The sequence below is a fragment of the Enterococcus sp. DIV1758 genome (genome assembly GCF_051711985.1).
In the GTDB taxonomy this organism is placed as follows: Bacteria; Bacillota; Bacilli; order Lactobacillales; family Enterococcaceae; genus Enterococcus; species Enterococcus faecalis.
Genome location: NZ_JBIOOA010000001.1, coordinates 975,153 through 991,201 on the forward strand (window position 1 = coordinate 975,153; position 16,049 = coordinate 991,201).

19 protein-coding genes are annotated in these 16,049 nt (G+C 37.6%); 13 read left to right on the top strand and 6 right to left on the bottom strand.

From position 1 onward, the window contains the following. Positions 1-5: 5 nt before the first annotated feature. From IGJ52_RS04890 to IGJ52_RS04920, 7 genes are all read left to right on the top strand, one after another. Entirely contained in the window at positions 6-305 is a 300-nt protein-coding gene (locus IGJ52_RS04890) for a PTS sugar transporter subunit IIB (protein WP_002358018.1), read from the top strand. Between the two features lie 13 nt (positions 306-318). Further along, positions 319-957: a 3-keto-L-gulonate-6-phosphate decarboxylase UlaD gene (locus IGJ52_RS04895; protein ID WP_002381985.1), complete on the top strand. Its 639-nt coding sequence runs from the start codon at positions 319-321 to the stop codon at positions 955-957. 4 nt (positions 958-961) lie between these two features. After that, positions 962-1,822, top strand: a complete 861-nt coding sequence (locus tag IGJ52_RS04900) for an L-ribulose-5-phosphate 3-epimerase (protein WP_438791950.1) — start codon at positions 962-964, stop codon at positions 1,820-1,822. After that, the gene (locus tag IGJ52_RS04905) at positions 1,812-2,522 is read left to right on the top strand and encodes an L-ribulose-5-phosphate 4-epimerase (RefSeq protein WP_010816422.1); all 711 of its coding nucleotides are present in this window, start codon (positions 1,812-1,814) and stop codon (positions 2,520-2,522) included. The genes IGJ52_RS04900 and IGJ52_RS04905 overlap by 11 nt, the downstream gene beginning before the upstream one ends. 257 nt (positions 2,523-2,779) lie before the next feature. Next, positions 2,780-3,268, top strand: coding sequence for a cyclic-di-AMP-binding protein CbpB (gene cbpB / locus IGJ52_RS04910; protein ID WP_002382126.1), 489 nt, complete (start codon positions 2,780-2,782; stop codon positions 3,266-3,268). Between the two features lie 80 nt (positions 3,269-3,348). Further along, positions 3,349-4,050, top strand: a complete 702-nt coding sequence (gene dapD / locus IGJ52_RS04915) for a 2,3,4,5-tetrahydropyridine-2,6-dicarboxylate N-acetyltransferase (protein ID WP_002358012.1) — start codon at positions 3,349-3,351, stop codon at positions 4,048-4,050. A gap of 36 nt (positions 4,051-4,086) precedes the next feature. Beyond that, positions 4,087-5,256 (top strand): N-acetyldiaminopimelate deacetylase, encoded by a 1,170-nt coding sequence (locus IGJ52_RS04920; RefSeq protein ID WP_002386002.1) that lies wholly within the window; start codon positions 4,087-4,089, stop codon positions 5,254-5,256. Between the two features lie 44 nt (positions 5,257-5,300). Here IGJ52_RS04920 and IGJ52_RS04925 read toward each other — a convergent pair whose 3' ends face one another. Continuing rightward, complete coding sequence (locus IGJ52_RS04925; protein WP_002382128.1) at positions 5,301-6,221, bottom strand: mechanosensitive ion channel family protein; 921 nt, start codon at positions 6,219-6,221, stop codon at positions 5,301-5,303. A gap of 169 nt (positions 6,222-6,390) precedes the next feature. Between IGJ52_RS04925 and IGJ52_RS04930 the strand changes: the two genes are divergently transcribed. Then, positions 6,391-6,753: a hypothetical protein gene (locus tag IGJ52_RS04930; RefSeq protein WP_002358008.1), complete on the top strand. Its 363-nt coding sequence runs from the start codon at positions 6,391-6,393 to the stop codon at positions 6,751-6,753. 28 nt (positions 6,754-6,781) lie between these two features. Next, on the top strand, positions 6,782-7,654 hold the full coding sequence (locus IGJ52_RS04935) for an aldo/keto reductase (RefSeq protein ID WP_002393437.1): 873 nt from the start codon (positions 6,782-6,784) through the stop codon (positions 7,652-7,654). 50 nt (positions 7,655-7,704) lie between these two features. Here IGJ52_RS04935 and IGJ52_RS04940 read toward each other — a convergent pair whose 3' ends face one another. Together IGJ52_RS04940 and gloA are read right to left on the bottom strand one after the other, a co-directional pair. Further along, positions 7,705-8,427 (bottom strand): gamma-glutamyl-gamma-aminobutyrate hydrolase family protein, encoded by a 723-nt coding sequence (locus IGJ52_RS04940; protein WP_002358005.1) that lies wholly within the window; start codon positions 8,425-8,427, stop codon positions 7,705-7,707. 142 nt (positions 8,428-8,569) lie between these two features. Then, positions 8,570-8,944: a lactoylglutathione lyase gene (gene gloA, locus IGJ52_RS04945; protein ID WP_002358003.1), complete on the bottom strand. Its 375-nt coding sequence runs from the start codon at positions 8,942-8,944 to the stop codon at positions 8,570-8,572. Between the two features lie 148 nt (positions 8,945-9,092). Between gloA and IGJ52_RS04950 the strand changes: the two genes are divergently transcribed. Beyond that, positions 9,093-9,539, top strand: coding sequence for an NUDIX hydrolase (locus IGJ52_RS04950; RefSeq protein ID WP_002363716.1), 447 nt, complete (start codon positions 9,093-9,095; stop codon positions 9,537-9,539). A 63-nt stretch (positions 9,540-9,602) separates the two neighbouring features. Here IGJ52_RS04950 and yidA read toward each other — a convergent pair whose 3' ends face one another. From yidA to IGJ52_RS04965, 3 genes are read right to left on the bottom strand one after another with little or no spacing between them, the layout of a single operon-like run. Then, positions 9,603-10,415, bottom strand: a complete 813-nt coding sequence (yidA, locus tag IGJ52_RS04955; RefSeq protein WP_002377829.1) for a sugar-phosphatase — start codon at positions 10,413-10,415, stop codon at positions 9,603-9,605. 18 nt (positions 10,416-10,433) lie between these two features. Next, entirely contained in the window at positions 10,434-11,804 is a 1,371-nt protein-coding gene (locus IGJ52_RS04960; protein ID WP_002357999.1) for a dNTPase, read from the bottom strand. Further along, complete coding sequence (locus IGJ52_RS04965) at positions 11,801-12,616, bottom strand: lipoate--protein ligase family protein (RefSeq protein ID WP_438792179.1); 816 nt, start codon at positions 12,614-12,616, stop codon at positions 11,801-11,803. Before IGJ52_RS04965 ends, IGJ52_RS04960 begins: the two co-directional genes overlap by 4 nt. Positions 12,617-12,947: 331 nt before the next feature. Here IGJ52_RS04965 and IGJ52_RS04970 point away from each other — a divergent pair, with 331 nt between their 5' ends. From IGJ52_RS04970 to IGJ52_RS04980, 3 genes are all read left to right on the top strand, one after another. Further along, entirely contained in the window at positions 12,948-13,385 is a 438-nt protein-coding gene (locus IGJ52_RS04970; RefSeq protein ID WP_002382132.1) for a DUF1934 domain-containing protein, read from the top strand. A gap of 76 nt (positions 13,386-13,461) precedes the next feature. Continuing rightward, complete coding sequence (gene rpoE / locus IGJ52_RS04975; protein ID WP_002357996.1) at positions 13,462-14,079, top strand: DNA-directed RNA polymerase subunit delta; 618 nt, start codon at positions 13,462-13,464, stop codon at positions 14,077-14,079. 307 nt (positions 14,080-14,386) lie between these two features. After that, complete coding sequence (locus tag IGJ52_RS04980) at positions 14,387-15,997, top strand: CTP synthase (RefSeq protein ID WP_002357995.1); 1,611 nt, start codon at positions 14,387-14,389, stop codon at positions 15,995-15,997. Positions 15,998-16,049: the final 52 nt, after the last annotated feature.

Sequence of the window (16,049 nt, forward strand, 5' to 3'; positions counted from 1 at the left end):
TTGAAATGAGAATACTTGTTTCCTGTGCCAATGGTTCTGGAACGAGTCTAATGATGATGCGGAGTGTTGAAAAAGCAATGAAAGAATTAGGTGTACCGATTACAAAAATTCATCATTGCGCCATTTCAGAAGGAAAAAGCTCTGCTAGCCAATACGACGTTGTTTTTACTCCAGTCAATTTTTTACAAATGTTTCAGCAAGCAGAAAAACGTGGAGTCACAGTAATTGGCATTAAAAATGTAATGTCTGCAAAAGAAATTCAAGAAAAATATATGGCTTCAGATCGTTATCAAAAATCTGAATAAAAGGAGGAGAAAGATGAAAAGACCAAACTTACAAATCGCTTTAGATCATAATAGCTTAGAAGACGCTTTAGCAGATTGTATGAAAGTCGGAGAAATTGTCGATATTATCGAAGTTGGCACTATTTTGTGTTTACAAGAAGGCCAAAAAGCAATTCGTTGTTTAAAACGCATGTTTCCTAATAAAACAATTGTTGCTGATACAAAATGTGCTGATGCGGGCGGTACAGTTGCTCGTAATGTCGCACAAGCAGGCGCTGATTTCATGACGGTCATTTGTTGCGCCACCTTGCCAACGATGGCTGCAGCTCAAAAAGAAGTCCGAGAATTACAAGTAGAACTATATGGGAATTGGACAATGCAACAAGCTCGACAATGGCGAGAATTAGGGATTAATCAGGTGATTTATCATCAAAGTAGAGATGCTCTTTTAGCTGGCGGCAGTTGGGGAGAGAAAGATTTGAATAAAGTTCAAGAACTAATTGACTTAGGCTTTGAAGTGTCCGTCACAGGTGGTTTAACTGTCGAAACGCTTGAATTATTTCAAACAATGGCAGTTGCAACATTTATTGCGGGCCGTGGGATTACTGAATCAAAAAATCCTGAACAAGCAGCCAAAGATTTTCAAAAAAAAATCGATCAGATTTGGAAGTGATAAAATGGCACGAATTGGACTGTATGAAAAAGCACTCCCGCAAAATTTAACTTGGGCAGAACGATTAACATGGGCCAAAAAGTTAGGGTTTGATTTTTTAGAAATGTCAATTGATGAATCCGATGAACGTTTAGCACGATTGGCTTGGACACCAAGCCAGTTACAAGAACTTTCTCAATTAATGGTGAAAGAAGATTTTTTTATCCATTCTTTGTGTTTAAGTGGTCATCGGCGGTTCCCTTTAGGCTCTTTAAATAAAGAAACACGTGAAAAAGGACGGGAAATTTTATCTCAAGCGATTCGTTTGGCTCATCAATTAAACATACGGGTGATTCAAATAGCTGGCTATGACGTCTTTTACGAAGAAAAAACTGCCGAAACAAGGGAATTTTTTCTTCAAGGTCTGAAAAAGGGCGTTGAGGAAGCTGCACAATACGGTGTCATTCTGGCTGTTGAGATTATGGATGACCCTTTTATGAATAGCATACAAAAATTTCTAGAAATTAAGGAACAAATTCCGTCTCCTTTTTTGCATGTTTATCCTGATTTAGGTAATTTGTCTGCTTGGCCGGAAAATAATCCGGCGGTTGAGCTTGAAAAGGGAATTGCTGAAATCGCTGCTATTCACTTAAAAGATACCTTCGCTGTAACAGACACATTTGAAGGCAAGTTTCGGGAAGTTACTTTTGGAGAAGGCTGTGTTGATTTTACAGGCTTATTGAAAACACTCAAGCGGTTAAACTATAGTGGTCCTTTTTTAATTGAAATGTGGAATGAAACGGATTTGAATTTTCAAGAAAAAATTCAAGCCGCGCAGCAGTATCTCTATCCCAAATTAGCAGAGGTGGGTTATGATGAACAATAAAGCGATCATCCAAGCAATGAAACAACGTGTTTATGAAGCGAATCTGGCTTTGCCAAAACTGGGCTTAGTCAAATTAACGTGGGGCAATGTTAGTGAAATCAATCGGTCACTAGGGATTATCGTAATTAAACCAAGCGGCGTCAAGTATCAAGAAATGACCAAGGAACAGATGGTAGTGACTGATTTAAACGGACAACTATTGGAAACCAATGCTTTAAAGCCGTCTTCTGATTTACCCACGCATCTTTATCTTTATCAAAAAATGCCAGAAATTGGAGCGATTGCGCACACGCACTCCCTGAATAGTGTTACGTGGGCTCAAGCAGGGCGAGCCTTACCTCCTTACGGTACCACCCATGCGGATGCTTTTTATGGCGCTGTACCTTGCACAAGAGCGCTCTCTGAAAGTGAAATTAAAGAAAACTATGAAGAAGAGACTGGCAAAGTCATTGTTGAAACATTTCATGAACAAGAACTAGATCCTTTAGCAGTTCCAGGAGTGTTAGTTTATGGACATGGCCCATTTACTTGGGGAATGACTCCGGAAAAAGCAGTTGAAAACAGTTTGATTTTAGATGAAATCTGTTCAATGGCACGTTTGACGGAAACAATTAACCCAGATGTTGAACCAATTGATCATTTTTTATTGGATAAACACTATCTTAGAAAACATGGGATTTCCGCTTATTATGGTCAGTGATGGCTGTGATGAATCGTGTGAAAAAGAAGGATAATTGACTGATTAATTGGTCCTTTATAAAAACTTAGTTGTCTGTGATGGGACAACTAAGTTTTTATTTTTTTAAGAAAGCGTTCTCTTATTTTGGGGGAGAATAGAACAAAACGTTAATTTTCGTTTGTTAAGTTATGAAGAATTTGCGAATTCCAAGACTTTTTCCGCAGAATTAGGTACAATAAGTTACGTGTTAAAGAATTAGAAATGGAGGCAACCCAATCATGATAGGGACTGCTGTAAAAGAATTATTATTAGAAAAACAAGAAACGTTTTTAGTACCTGCCGAAAATGTCGCCAATGTAATGTGTTTAAATCCGTTAAGTCACGCGGCATTAGTCTTATCGAAAGTTCGCTATTCCAAGATTCCTGTGTTAGATAAGGGAGATCGCTTTGTTGGCTTAATCGGCTTGACAGACGTTGTAGATAAAATGTTTGATTTGACTTCAGTGGATTTTGAAAAATTGAATGAATTTACTGTGGCCGATGTAATGGAAGTCAATGTTCCTGTAATTGGTGAATCGTGGGATTTAGAAGAAGTGTTACATTTATTAGTAGATGCTTCTTTTTTACCAGTGGTTGATGATAATCAACGCTTTAAGGGCATCATTACACGCAAAGAAATTTTAAAAGCGGTCAACCATATGGCACATGAGTTAGAAAAACATCATCTTGTTCTGCCTAAATCAGAAGAAGAAATGAAAGTAATTTAAATAAAATGCAAGAAACTCTTTACTTTTTTCTCATAAATGCGTTATTCTGTATGATAACACGAAGTAAAGGAGTGCTGTGATTGGACGCATATGAGATTATTCAGTATATTGGCGATGCCAAAAAGCAAACGCCTGTTAAAGTAACACTGAAAGGGCAATTAAAAGAAGTCACTTTTCCGGAAACAATTAAGGTCTTTAATAATTGTAAAACTGGGACATTGTTTGGCGATTGGGCTGACGTAAAACCTTTTTTAGAAGCAAACAAAGAAAAAATTGAGGATTATGTTGTAGAAAACGATGCACGTAACTCAGCAATTCCTTTTCTTGATCTGAAAGACATTAATGCTCGGATTGAACCAGGTGCTTTGATTCGCGAAAAAGTTGAAATTGGCGATCAAGCGGTGATTATGATGGGGGCTATTCTAAATATTGGCGCCGTCGTTGGTGCAGGGACTATGATTGATATGGGCGCTGTTTTAGGCGGTCGTGCAACTGTAGGGAAGCATTGTCATATTGGCGCAGGAACGGTTTTAGCTGGTGTCATTGAACCACCAAGTGCCGCACCTGTGGTTATTGAAAACGAGGTTGTCATTGGAGCGAATGCGGTCGTACTAGAAGGGGTTCGTGTTGGTGAAGGTGCCGTTGTGGCTGCTGGGGCAGTAGTTGTGGAAGACGTTCCAGCGCATACCGTTGTCGCAGGCGTGCCAGCAAAAGTAATTAAACAAATTGATGATAAAACCAAGAGTAAAACAGAGATTTTAGAAGAATTACGTAAACTCTAAAAATAAATTAGTCAGTCGCGATGAAGAAACTTCTTCATGGCGGCTTTCGATTACCCCAAAAATGAAGGAGTGGCTTTTGTGGAGCAAGAAGAATTAATTGCGATTAGACGGCAACTACATCAAATACCTGAAATCGGTTTAGAAGAAAAGGAAACACAAGCCTTTTTACTTAATGAAATTGATAAAATGAAGCAACCTTATCTGCAAGTTCGAACATGGCAAACTGGGATTTTAGTCTTCATAGAAGGCAAAAATCCTCAGAAAACCATCGGCTGGCGTGCTGATATTGATGGTTTACCTATTCAAGAGGAAGTGGTTTCTGCTTTTCAATCAAAACGACCAGGGTTTATGCATGCCTGTGGGCACGATTTTCACATGACAATCGGTTTAGGGGTTTTGAAAGAATTAAGTCAACAGCAACCAGACAATAACTTTTTATTTTTATTTCAACCTGCTGAAGAAAATGAAGCAGGGGGGATGCTGATGTATGAAGATCATGCGTTTGGTGAGTGGTTACCTGATGAATTTTATGCGCTTCATGTTAATCCTGATTTGCCAGTCGGAACTATCAGTACCAGAGTAGGGACGTTGTTTGCTGCCACTTGTGAAGTGAACATTACCTTAAAAGGAAAAGGTGGACATGCGGCTTTTCCACATCAAGCAAATGATATGGTCTTGGCGGCCACAAATTTAATTCAGCAAGCACAAACGATCGTTAGTCGAAATGTTGATCCTGTGGTCGGAGCAGTCGTTACCTTTGGGACTTTTCATGCAGGGACTGCCTGCAATGTGATTGCCGAAGAAGCAACTTTATCTGGTACAATTCGCACATTGACAGCAGAAACTAATGAACAAACGCAGCGAAGAATTCGCGAAATTAGTGAAGGCATTGCGCAATCTTTTCAATGTGAAGTAACTGTTCATCTTGATCAGAAAGGATATTTACCTGTAGTGAATGAGCCCGCATGTACCACGAATTTTATTGAATACATGAGCAAACAAGCAACAGTTCAATTTCAACAAGCGCCGGTTGCAATGACAGGTGAAGATTTTGGCTATCTATTGTCTAAAGTCCCAGGCACGATGTTTTGGTTAGGCGTGGCAAGTCCCTATAGCCTTCATTCTGCCAAGTTTGAACCGAACGAAGAGGCGTTATTGTTTGGAGTGGAGGCAGTTAGTGGCTTTTTAAAATCATTGGACAATTAGAAAAACAGCCACCAGATAACTAATAAATATCTGGTGGCTGTTTTTTATTTTGCAATAATAGGCGTATTGGGAATCGTAAAGCCGGCCTCTGTTAATGCTTTGATATATTGAGCTAGAAATTCTTCTTTGACCGCAAATTGTTTGCCGTTTAGTACATACATGGTCGTTCGCACCGCAAAGTTGCCATTGCCTAAATCGACCATGCCAAAAATATCTGGCCCAGTTTGAATACTTTCGATATACTTTTCTTTTAACGTTTCATTGACTTCTGTAATCACTTCACAAATTTTTTCATAACCTTCTTCAGGATTGATGCGGACATCAATTAATACTTGCATATTGGCACGAGACAGGTTACTGATTGTGGTGATGTTTCGGTTTGGAATAAAATGAACAGTTCCATCAACCGCTTTAATTTGAGTGGTTCGTAATCCGACAGAAGTAACAGTTCCTTCAATATTTAACGCCAATAAGCGAATATAATCGCCTACATCCATTTGTTGTTCTAAAATAATGAAAAATCCGGTAATTAAGTCATTCATGAATCCTTGAGCCCCTAAACCAATGGCAACACCGGCAATTCCCGCTCCGGCTAATAATGAGCCAACAGGCACACCGACAATGGTCAAAAGAGAATAGATGAAGAAAAAGAACAGCGTATATTGAAATGCATTAATAATTAAAGTGTGTAACGTTTTTAAACGGCTTTCACTAAAATGTTGCTTTTTACTATAATTTGCATAGGTGCGATCAATTAAATATTTCCCGATTCGCTGAATGATAAAAAATAGAAAAATCAAAAATAAAATTGATAAACTTTTTTCAATTAAGGTAGCGACAATGGCATCCCAATTAATATTGTTCCAAAAGCGTTGTAGCGCGCTCACTTTTTTTACGGTCGCTTCTGCTAAATCGGGAGCAGAAGAATCGACTGTTTCAGTACTGGCTAAACCAAGTATCAACATAAAAATCCAACTTTCTCTAAAATTTCTTCTTTTAGTATACTAAATCTCTCGGCGAAAGGGGAATAAAATAGAAAGTTTTTTTAAAGACTTAACATGTATTTTTAGGAATGTTATAATTTTGTAAATAAATAATATATTTTATAATTTTGTTAAAGGTTGTGAGTGCTGCGTGAAAGTTTCAATTGAATGGGCAAAAAATGATTTACTTTCTAAATTACCTGTAACAATTTTTATTGATGAACGATGTGCCACTCGCTTGACGGCTGACAAGCGACGAACATTCATCTTCCATAATCCAGTCGCTTTACGATTAGGAAGTCGTTTTTTTAGTAGTCAGATAATCGAAATTGCGGAATCATGTACATTGAAAGTTTCCTTTAATTGGTCCTGTGTTTATCTCTTTTGTATCTGGTTACTTGCAGTTAAACTGTGGATTGGAAGTGTTAGCGGTCGAACAATTGTAGTTGTGGCACTAATCGGAGTGCTGACTTATTGGCGTCGTTATTTATTAAAAATAAAGAAAATGACCTGACAAGTCGTGATTGTTTCGTGAAAGAAGAATGCGTAGTATACTAAAAGTAATGAAAATGAAGGGACTGAAGAAACACATGACTTTGGATAAAACAAAAAAATTAGCAAATGGCAATGAAATGCCACGCCTAGGTTTAGGCGTTTGGCGTGTAGAAGATGGCTCAGAAGCAACAAATTCAGTAAAATGGGCTTTAGAAGCGGGTTATCGCTTGATTGATACGGCAGCCGTTTATAAAAACGAAGTAGGGGTGGGCGAAGGCATTCGTCAATCGGGTATTCCCCGCGAAGAAATTTTCGTGACGACGAAATTATGGAATGAAGATCAAGGCTATGAAAATGCGATTAAAGCGTTTGATAAAAGCTTAGAAAAATTAGGGTTAGACTATGTTGATTTATATTTAATTCACTGGCCTGTTGCTGGTAAATATAAAGAATCATGGAAAGCATTAGAAGAAATTTACGCAAGTGGTCGTGCCAAAGCAATTGGCGTTTCCAATTTTCATCAACATCATTTGGAAGATTTATTAACAGAAGCAAATGTTGTGCCAATGGTGGATCAAATTGAATTACATCCTACGTTAACACAAGAACCGCTACGAAAATATTTAGCCGAAAATAAGATTGCCGTGGAGGCTTGGTCTCCTCTAGGACAAGGTAATTTATTGTCTGAGCCAGTACTAGTGAAAATTGGTGAAAAATATGGTAAATCAGCGGCCCAAGTGATTATTCGTTGGCACTTACAAAATGATATTATCGTGATTCCCAAATCTGTTCACGAAAAAAGAATTCAGGAAAATTTTGCTGTCTTTGATTTTGAATTAACACCAGAAGAAATAACCGCAATTAATCAGTTAAATAAGGATCATCGTTTTGGTGCAGATCCAGATAATTTTGATTTTTAAGTATGATAGCAAGCAAAAACGGAGGGGCAAAAGACGTCCCTCCGTTTTTACTATAATTTTTGAACAAAGTAGTTAAAGAGTGCTTGGGATTTGGCATCACGTGCGTACATTAGTTCAGGATGCCATTGAACAGCTAATAAAGGCTGCTGTTCATTTGTTGATTCCACTGCTTCTGCAAGGCCATCAGAGGACCAAGCAGTAACGCGTAAATCTTTTCCTAAAGTATGTAGTGCTTGGTGATGGTACGAGTTGACTTGACCAGTTGTACCATATATGTTTGATAATTGACTGTCTGGTTCAACATCAATACGATGCGTCGCAAAGATTGGTTGAGTGGGTTGTTGTCCGTGTTTAACTGACCATTGAGGATACATCGATAAATCTTGATATAATGTGCCACCTAAAGCAACATTGACTAATTGCATTCCACGGCAAACCGCAAAAATAGGTTTGTTTTGTTTTAAGGCTTCTTCAATTAGGGCTAACTCAAACTCGTCACGATCACGATTCGTTTCTTCTAATTTTATATGGGGTTCTTGTCCGTAAAATTCAGGGGCAACATCTTGACCGCCTGCTAAAAGTAGTTTATCAATTTGTTGTATATACGTAGCGGCTAATTCTTTGGGGCCAATTGGCAAAACGAGAGGAACGCCACCTGCGGCTTGAACAGCGCTAACAAAACCTTGTGGGGTGTAAGTCACTTGGTTACCGTGAAACACTTCAGCTGCCTGCAAAAGTTGATTGCCAGCGATTCCAATAATTTTTTTTGTCATAATAACATCACATCCTCAATAAATTCATACGTTCTATTGTAGCACTTTTTTTGAAAAAAGTGTTTGAGAAGAAGTCGAGACAAGTTTTGTCTCGGACAGCTCTCAAACACAAAAAACTCAGTAAGTGAACAAGTGAAACTTTTTAACGTTCACGAATGACTTCGATTTTATACCCATCTGGGTCGACAACAAAGTAATAAGATGGTGCAGTTCCAGGTAAGCCTTTTAAGTCAGTGACAGTTAAGCCAGCCGCTTGATGTTTTTCGTGTAATCCTTCTAAATCATCTGTACTGATGGCGATATGACCATAACCGTTTCCTAAATCGTATGCTTCATGATCATAATTATAAGTTAGTTCTAGTTCGTAGTCGTCTCCTGGTAAAGTTAAATAAACCAAAGTAAATTTATTTTCTGGAAAATCACGACGGCGACTTTCTTCAAAATTGAAGGCTTTTTGATAGAAATCTAATGATGCCTCTAAATCTTTTACACGCACACATGTATGAGCCATTTTCATAGTTAAAAACTCCCTTTCAAACTTAATTATATTTCCAACGTTAATAGTAGCATAGATAAACGTGAAATGTAGAGAAAAACGCTTGGTTTCTGACTTGTTCTAAAGGAATTTCTCAGGTAAAATAGATGAAAAGAGAAGAGGTGCGCCAATGAAAACGCCAACGTTTGGAAAAAGAGAAGAGACATTGACCTATCAAACAAGATATGCTGCATACATTATTGTTTCAAAGCCAGAAAATAACACAATGGTTCTGGTACAAGCGCCAAATGGAGCTTATTTTTTACCAGGAGGCGAAATTGAAGGCACCGAAACGAAAGAAGAAGCAATCCATCGAGAAGTGCTAGAAGAATTAGGAATTAGTGTAGAAATTGGCCGTTATTTAGGGGAAGCCGATGAATATTTTTATTCGAATCATCGCCAAACGGCCTATTATAATCCTGGATATTTTTATGTAGCGAATACTTGGCGGCAACTTAGCGAACCCTTAGAAAGGACCAATACTTTACACTGGGTTGCACCAGAAGAAGCAGTCCGTTTATTAAAAAGAGGAAGCCACCGCTGGGCCGTTGAAAAATGGCTAGCGGCAGCATCATAAAATAACGAATAACCCTCAATCTATGTTGATTAGATTGAGGGTTATTGTTATTGAAAAGAATGTTTAAATTAAAACCATTTTTTCAATAATTTGAGCGACACCATCTTCGTCATTACTAGTGGTATGCACATCGGCAATTGTTTTAACATTTTCTGTCGCATTGCCCATCGCAACACCAATCCCAGCGTAATCAATCATGGATAAGTCATTTTCATTGTCACCAATGGCCATCACTTCGTCTTTATTTAAGCCTAAATGGTCTGCCAATTTTGCTAGAGCATTGCCTTTGCTAGCATTTTTATTCATGATTTCATAGTAAAAAGGCGTACTTTTAACAGTCGTATATTTTTCGGTAAAATGTAATGGTAATTTTGCAATGGCAGGATCTAAAACTTCCGGCTCATCAATCATCATCATTTTAATAATGTTCATCTCTGGTGTCATTTCATCCACCGTACGATATTTCAAAGGCATGTTCACTAAAGATGCTTCGTGAATCGTATATTTACCAATATTGCGATTGGCAGTGTAAATAGCGGAATCATCAATTGTATGCAAGTGAGCGCCGACTTTACGAGAATACATTTCAATTTCTAAAAAATCCTCATAACTCAAGGTATAGCGTGAAATAATCGTATTATCTTTGGTTGCTTGGACAAGCGAACCGTTGTAGGTAATCACGAAATCATTTTCACCATATAAGGCTAATTCATCCAATTGTTCTTTCACGCCTGGCAAAGGACGGCCTGTACATAAAACAATACGAACGCCTTGCTCATTTGCTTTTTGGAGTGCTTCTTTGACCCGTGGGGTAATCTTGTGTTGTGAATTTAGCAATGTTCCGTCGATATCAATAGCAACTAACTTAATTGACATAGAATCCTCCTAGAAAACCTATTTTTTTAAAACTAACGCACCATTATGGATGTAACTTGAAAACTCACGATACGTCTCATCAAATAAATCGTAATGTTTTTTATTTCCTTGGTCAAGCATTTCTTTAGGGAAATAGAAACGTTCATCTCCTTGACTTTGACCAGCAAGTGCTGCAACTAGGGGACTGACCGTTGCCAATTCCACTAATGAGCCATCTTTTTGCATCAATTCAATTTGTGTACGATGACGGTCTTTATTTGGACGATAAAAATCGTAAGGTAAATCATAGCTTGAATTAATGGCAGTATAATATTTAGGGTTGAAACCAACTTTTTCAATCAATTCCCTTAAATAAGCAATCGTTGCTGCGCTCTCTTTTTCGTTCGTAAAGGTGGCTGACTTCAGAGGCTTACGCATAAGGAAACGTTTGGCTAAATCACCTAGAATTGAATCAGGCACATCCATCCATTGTGTAAAGTACGTAGAGAGGACGCCATCATCTAATTTTAAATATTCTTGTAAGGTGAAGTCCCCTTTAAAGAATGGTACAAGCAGAGAGGCTTGTAAATCATAGTCAAATTCAGGGTTTTCAAATAATTCTTTCGCCCGATGCAATAAATGATCAAGAATCACTTCCATCCCTCGAGAAACAGGGTGGAAATAGACTTGGACATACATTTGGTAACGACTAACGATATAGTCTTCCACCGCATGCATCCCATTCATAGCAAAGGCAATGCCTCCTTTGTATGGTCGAATCACACGTAAGATTCTAGTTAAATCGAAGGTTCCGTATTCCGTCCCTGTAAAGTAAGCATCACGTAACAGATAGTCCATGCGATCGGCATCAATTTGACTAGAAATCATTTGCACCACTTGAGGATTTGGGTATTGTTTAGTAATAACGCTGGCGACTTTTTCAGGAAAATCTGCCGAAACACGATTTAAAATTTGATAGACTTCCGTTTCTGGTGAGGTGATGATTTGGACCGTGATTGCTTCATGGTTTGTATCAAAAATATGCTCGAATGTATGTGAATAAGGACCATGACCGACATCATGTAATAAAGCTGCGCAAAGTGTAATCAGGCGCTCGTCGTCATTCCAGCCGTTTTCACCTAATCGTTCCACAGAGTAGTTACGTTGGAAAATCTCACAAATCCGACGTGTAATTTCGTAAACACCCAAAGAATGGGAAAAACGACTATGTTCGGCACCGTGAAACGTAAAAGAAGAAGTACCTAGTTGCTTAATGCGACGTAATCGTTGCACTTCAGCAGAATTAATAAGGTCTAAAATCACTTGATGTTGGACATGAATATAATTATGGACGGGATCACGAAAAACTTTTTCGATTGGTAATCGTTGTTCTTTATACGGAATCGTCATACGATCTCTCCTTTAATTAAGGCGTTTCGTTGCGCCATTTTTTCCAGCTGGACAGTTAAATTTGTTTGGAACCATTCTGAGGTTATAATTGGTTCGGTTAAGTTTGGATCAATAGATTTTTCAAATTGTTGAGGTAATGCTTCGATTAAACGGGTTTTTACGACGTCTATTGTTAATGGAGTCTCAATCAGCGTTTCTAAATTTGCCATCACTGCTGGATCAACGGGTGGATAGCCATTTTCACCAAATTGTTCTTGTAAGCCAGCAAGGTAAAAGTCTCGAACCACTTCTCCACGAGCAAATTGATTGCCGTTAACGCTGATGTAAATCATGACAGCAATACCGTCTTTGACGCGTCGTTGGGCAATCCCAGCAAACTTTTGACCGCCAATACTTAAATCATAAGTACCAGGACAATAGGATGTAGTAATTTCAAAGGCGTCAATCTCTTTCTCTGGAAAACTCTGACGGAGCCAAGCCCACATTAATTCATAAGCCGCATCGATACTTAATTTGTGTTTAGAATTATTTGGTAAAATAAGTGAAACATTTAAAATACCCGAATCGGCAATCACCCCTAAACCGCCGGCATTGCGAACGACTACAGAATAATCGTTTTCTTGAAGAGAAGCGATGCCTTCTTTTAGATGTGGTACACGGGTATCTTTCATGCCAAGAATCATTGCTTGATCCAATTGCCAGAAATGAATGATTGGTTGGTGCTGCATTCCTGAAAAAGTGGTTAAAACATCGGTCAAGGCAAAAGGTAAAAAATAGTCACTGTTTGTTAAACAACCTGAATCAAGGAGCATAAAGGATTCAGTGTGAAGGGGAAAAGTTGTGCTCATAAAAAACGTCCTGTCTATTTATAATTACGTCATTTAATACGTTTATTTTCTTACTCTCTCTTATATTATATACAAAAAACGCAAAAAAGCATGTTATATAAACGAATTCTGAAGGAATTCTCTAAAATAGTAAACGGTTTTCTTATTAAATAGATGAAACAAATGCTTGCAACCCGTGAAAAGAGTTTATACAATAAGAAAAGGTACATAAGCAAGGAAAAATTGACTTTAGTTGACAAATACATTGAAAAAGTCAACAATAAGAAAGTTATATTTTGGAAAAGGAGTGACCATTATGGATTTATCAACAGGCGTTCCTGTATCGATTCAACTAAAAACGATTGTCCAACAAGGCAACGAACAAAAAGATTTTTTCTTTGACTTAGAAGGTCAATTAGTAAAAATGGGTGATACATTATACATTCGTTACAAAGAAGAATTATTAGAGGATACAGAACCAACCCCCGTAACCATTAAAATTGAACCAGACGGGCATGTTCAGCTGATTCGTGCCGGCGAATTACGGATGCGTTTAAGATTTGGCTATCAGGAAAAATTAGATACAAGTTATCGAACCCCTTATGGCTTGCTGCAGATTAGTACGTTTACCCATAATTTGCGTGTTAGTTTAAAAGACCAACCAATGTCTGGTAAGATTTTAGTTGATTATGATTTATACTCTCAAACAGAGCGAATCGGAGAATATCATTTAGAATTAGAATTTACTGCATAAATATTGCAGAATAGAATTGATTTTTTTTCAATGTTTTTGTATGATAAGGAGTAGACTGTGAAAGGACGTGTACCTCTTGGAAATTAATGTATTTGAAGGGTTAAACAAAAAAGAATTATCCATGATTGAAGTAGCACACGCTATTTTAGAACAACATGCAGATGTAATGGATTTTTCTGATTTAGTTAACCAAATCCAAAATTATCTTGGCAAGTCTGATAGTGAAATTCGTGACCAATTAGCACAATTTTATACAGATTTAAACATCGACGGTAGCTTTATCTCATTGGGAGACAATCGTTGGGGCTTACGTTCATGGTATCCAATCGATTCAATCGATGAAGAAGTTACACATGGCTTGGAAGAAGACGAAGAAGATGCACCACGTCGTAGAAAACGTAAAAAAGTAAATGCCTTCATCACTAATCCAAACGATGAAGATGTAATTGACTATAACGATGACGATCCAGAAGATGCTGAATTAACAAATGATGATGAAGAAGACATCTTGTACGATGATGAAGAAGATGAAGATGAAGAAATCAAAGCATACAACTCTGACTTACAAGAGATTGGTGCAGATTCAGACGATGATGAAGAAGACATTCCACAAATCGAAGAAGATTTAACAATCATTGATGACGATGATGTTGAAGATGAAGACGATTTTGATGACGAATATTCTGAAGAGTAAGAAACCAAAAAGCTTGATTCCTAAGAAGGAGTCAAGCTTTTTAGTTGAATGCTTAAGAAAAATGAGAAAATAGAAAAAATTATTTTCTTGAATAGAAGTACTTGACCTGATGTCCGTTTGCTTGTATTATACTACTTGGGCACCTTTAAGAAGGTCAGAAGTTTGAACGAACTTACAAGCTCCCTATTCGTAATGGATAGGGAGCTTTTCTATTTTTGTTTCTTTTTTATTTGGAGAAACGTAAGAGTTTCAAAGTTGTTTTACTTCTCTCTACAAAATATTATCAAAGAAAGGGTTTTTAACTATTATGACAAAATACATCTTTGTTACAGGTGGCGTGGTTTCTTCTATCGGAAAAGGGATTGTCGCAGCATCTTTAGGACGATTATTAAAAAATCGTGGATTAAAAGTAACGATTCAAAAATTCGATCCATATATTAATGTGGATCCGGGGACAATGAGTCCTTACCAACATGGAGAGGTTTTTGTCACAGATGATGGTGCCGAAACAGACTTGGACTTAGGTCACTATGAACGTTTTATTGATATTAACTTAAATAAATACTCAAACGTAACCACTGGAAAAATTTATTCAGAAGTCTTACGTAAAGAACGTAAAGGGGAATACTTAGGTGCAACAGTGCAAGTTATTCCACACATTACCAATGAAATCAAAGAAAAAATCATGCGTGCAGCGAAAATGACGGATGCCGATGTGATTATCACAGAAGTAGGTGGTACTGTCGGCGACATCGAATCATTACCTTTCCTAGAAGCATTGCGTCAAATGAAAGCTGATATGGGTAGTGACAACGTAATGTACATCCATACAACCTTGATTCCTTACTTAAAAGCGGCTGGTGAAATGAAAACTAAACCAACACAACATAGTGTCAAAGAATTAAGAAGTTTAGGGATTCAACCAAATATTTTAGTGGTCCGTACAGAATTACCTGTTTCTCAAAACACTAAAAACAAATTAGCACAATTCTGTGATGTTAATCCAGAAGCGGTAATTGAATCTCGTGATGTTGAAACATTGTACTCCATTCCATTAGCACTTCAAGCACAAAACATGGATCAAATTGTTTGTGATCATTTAAAATTGGACGCACCGGCTGCAGACATGACTGAGTGGCGTGCATTAGAAGAAAAAGTTCTTAACTTGAAAAAGAAAACAAAAATTGCGCTGGTTGGTAAATATGTTGAATTACCAGATGCCTATATTTCTGTTGTAGAAGCATTAAAACATGCTGGGTTTGATTTTGATTCAGATATCGAAATTGATTGGGTTGATTCACAAGAATTAACTGCTGAAAATGTCGCTGAAAGAATTGGTTCAGCAGATGGTATTTTGGTTCCTGGTGGTTTTGGTGATCGTGGAATTGAAGGAAAAATTGAAGCGATTCGTTTTGCTCGCGAAAATGACGTACCATTCCTTGGCATTTGCTTAGGTATGCAAATGGCCTGTGTAGAATTTGGTCGTAACGTTGTGGGCTTAGAAGATGCTGGTTCTGCAGAAACTAATCCTGACGTGACAAATAACATTATTGATTTAATGGCAGATCAAGAAAACATCGAGAATTTAGGTGGTACACTACGTTTAGGTTTATATCCATGTAAATTGAAAAAAGGAACGAAAACTGCGGCAGCATACGGAAATGAAGATGTTGTACAAGAACGTCACCGTCATCGTTATGAATTTAACAACAAATACCGTCAATTATTTGAAGAAAATGGCTTAGTCTTCTCTGGAGTTTCACCAGATAATCGTTTAGTTGAAATTGTTGAAATTCCTGAAAAACAATTCTTTGTGGCTTGTCAATTCCACCCAGAATTAATTTCTCGTCCAAATCGCCCACAACGCTTAATCAAAGGATTCGTTGGTGCAGCTTTGGCAAATAAAGAAAGTAAATAAGTAAAAATGGACGAAGTGATTCAGTTCACTTCGTCCATTTTTAATCTAAAAA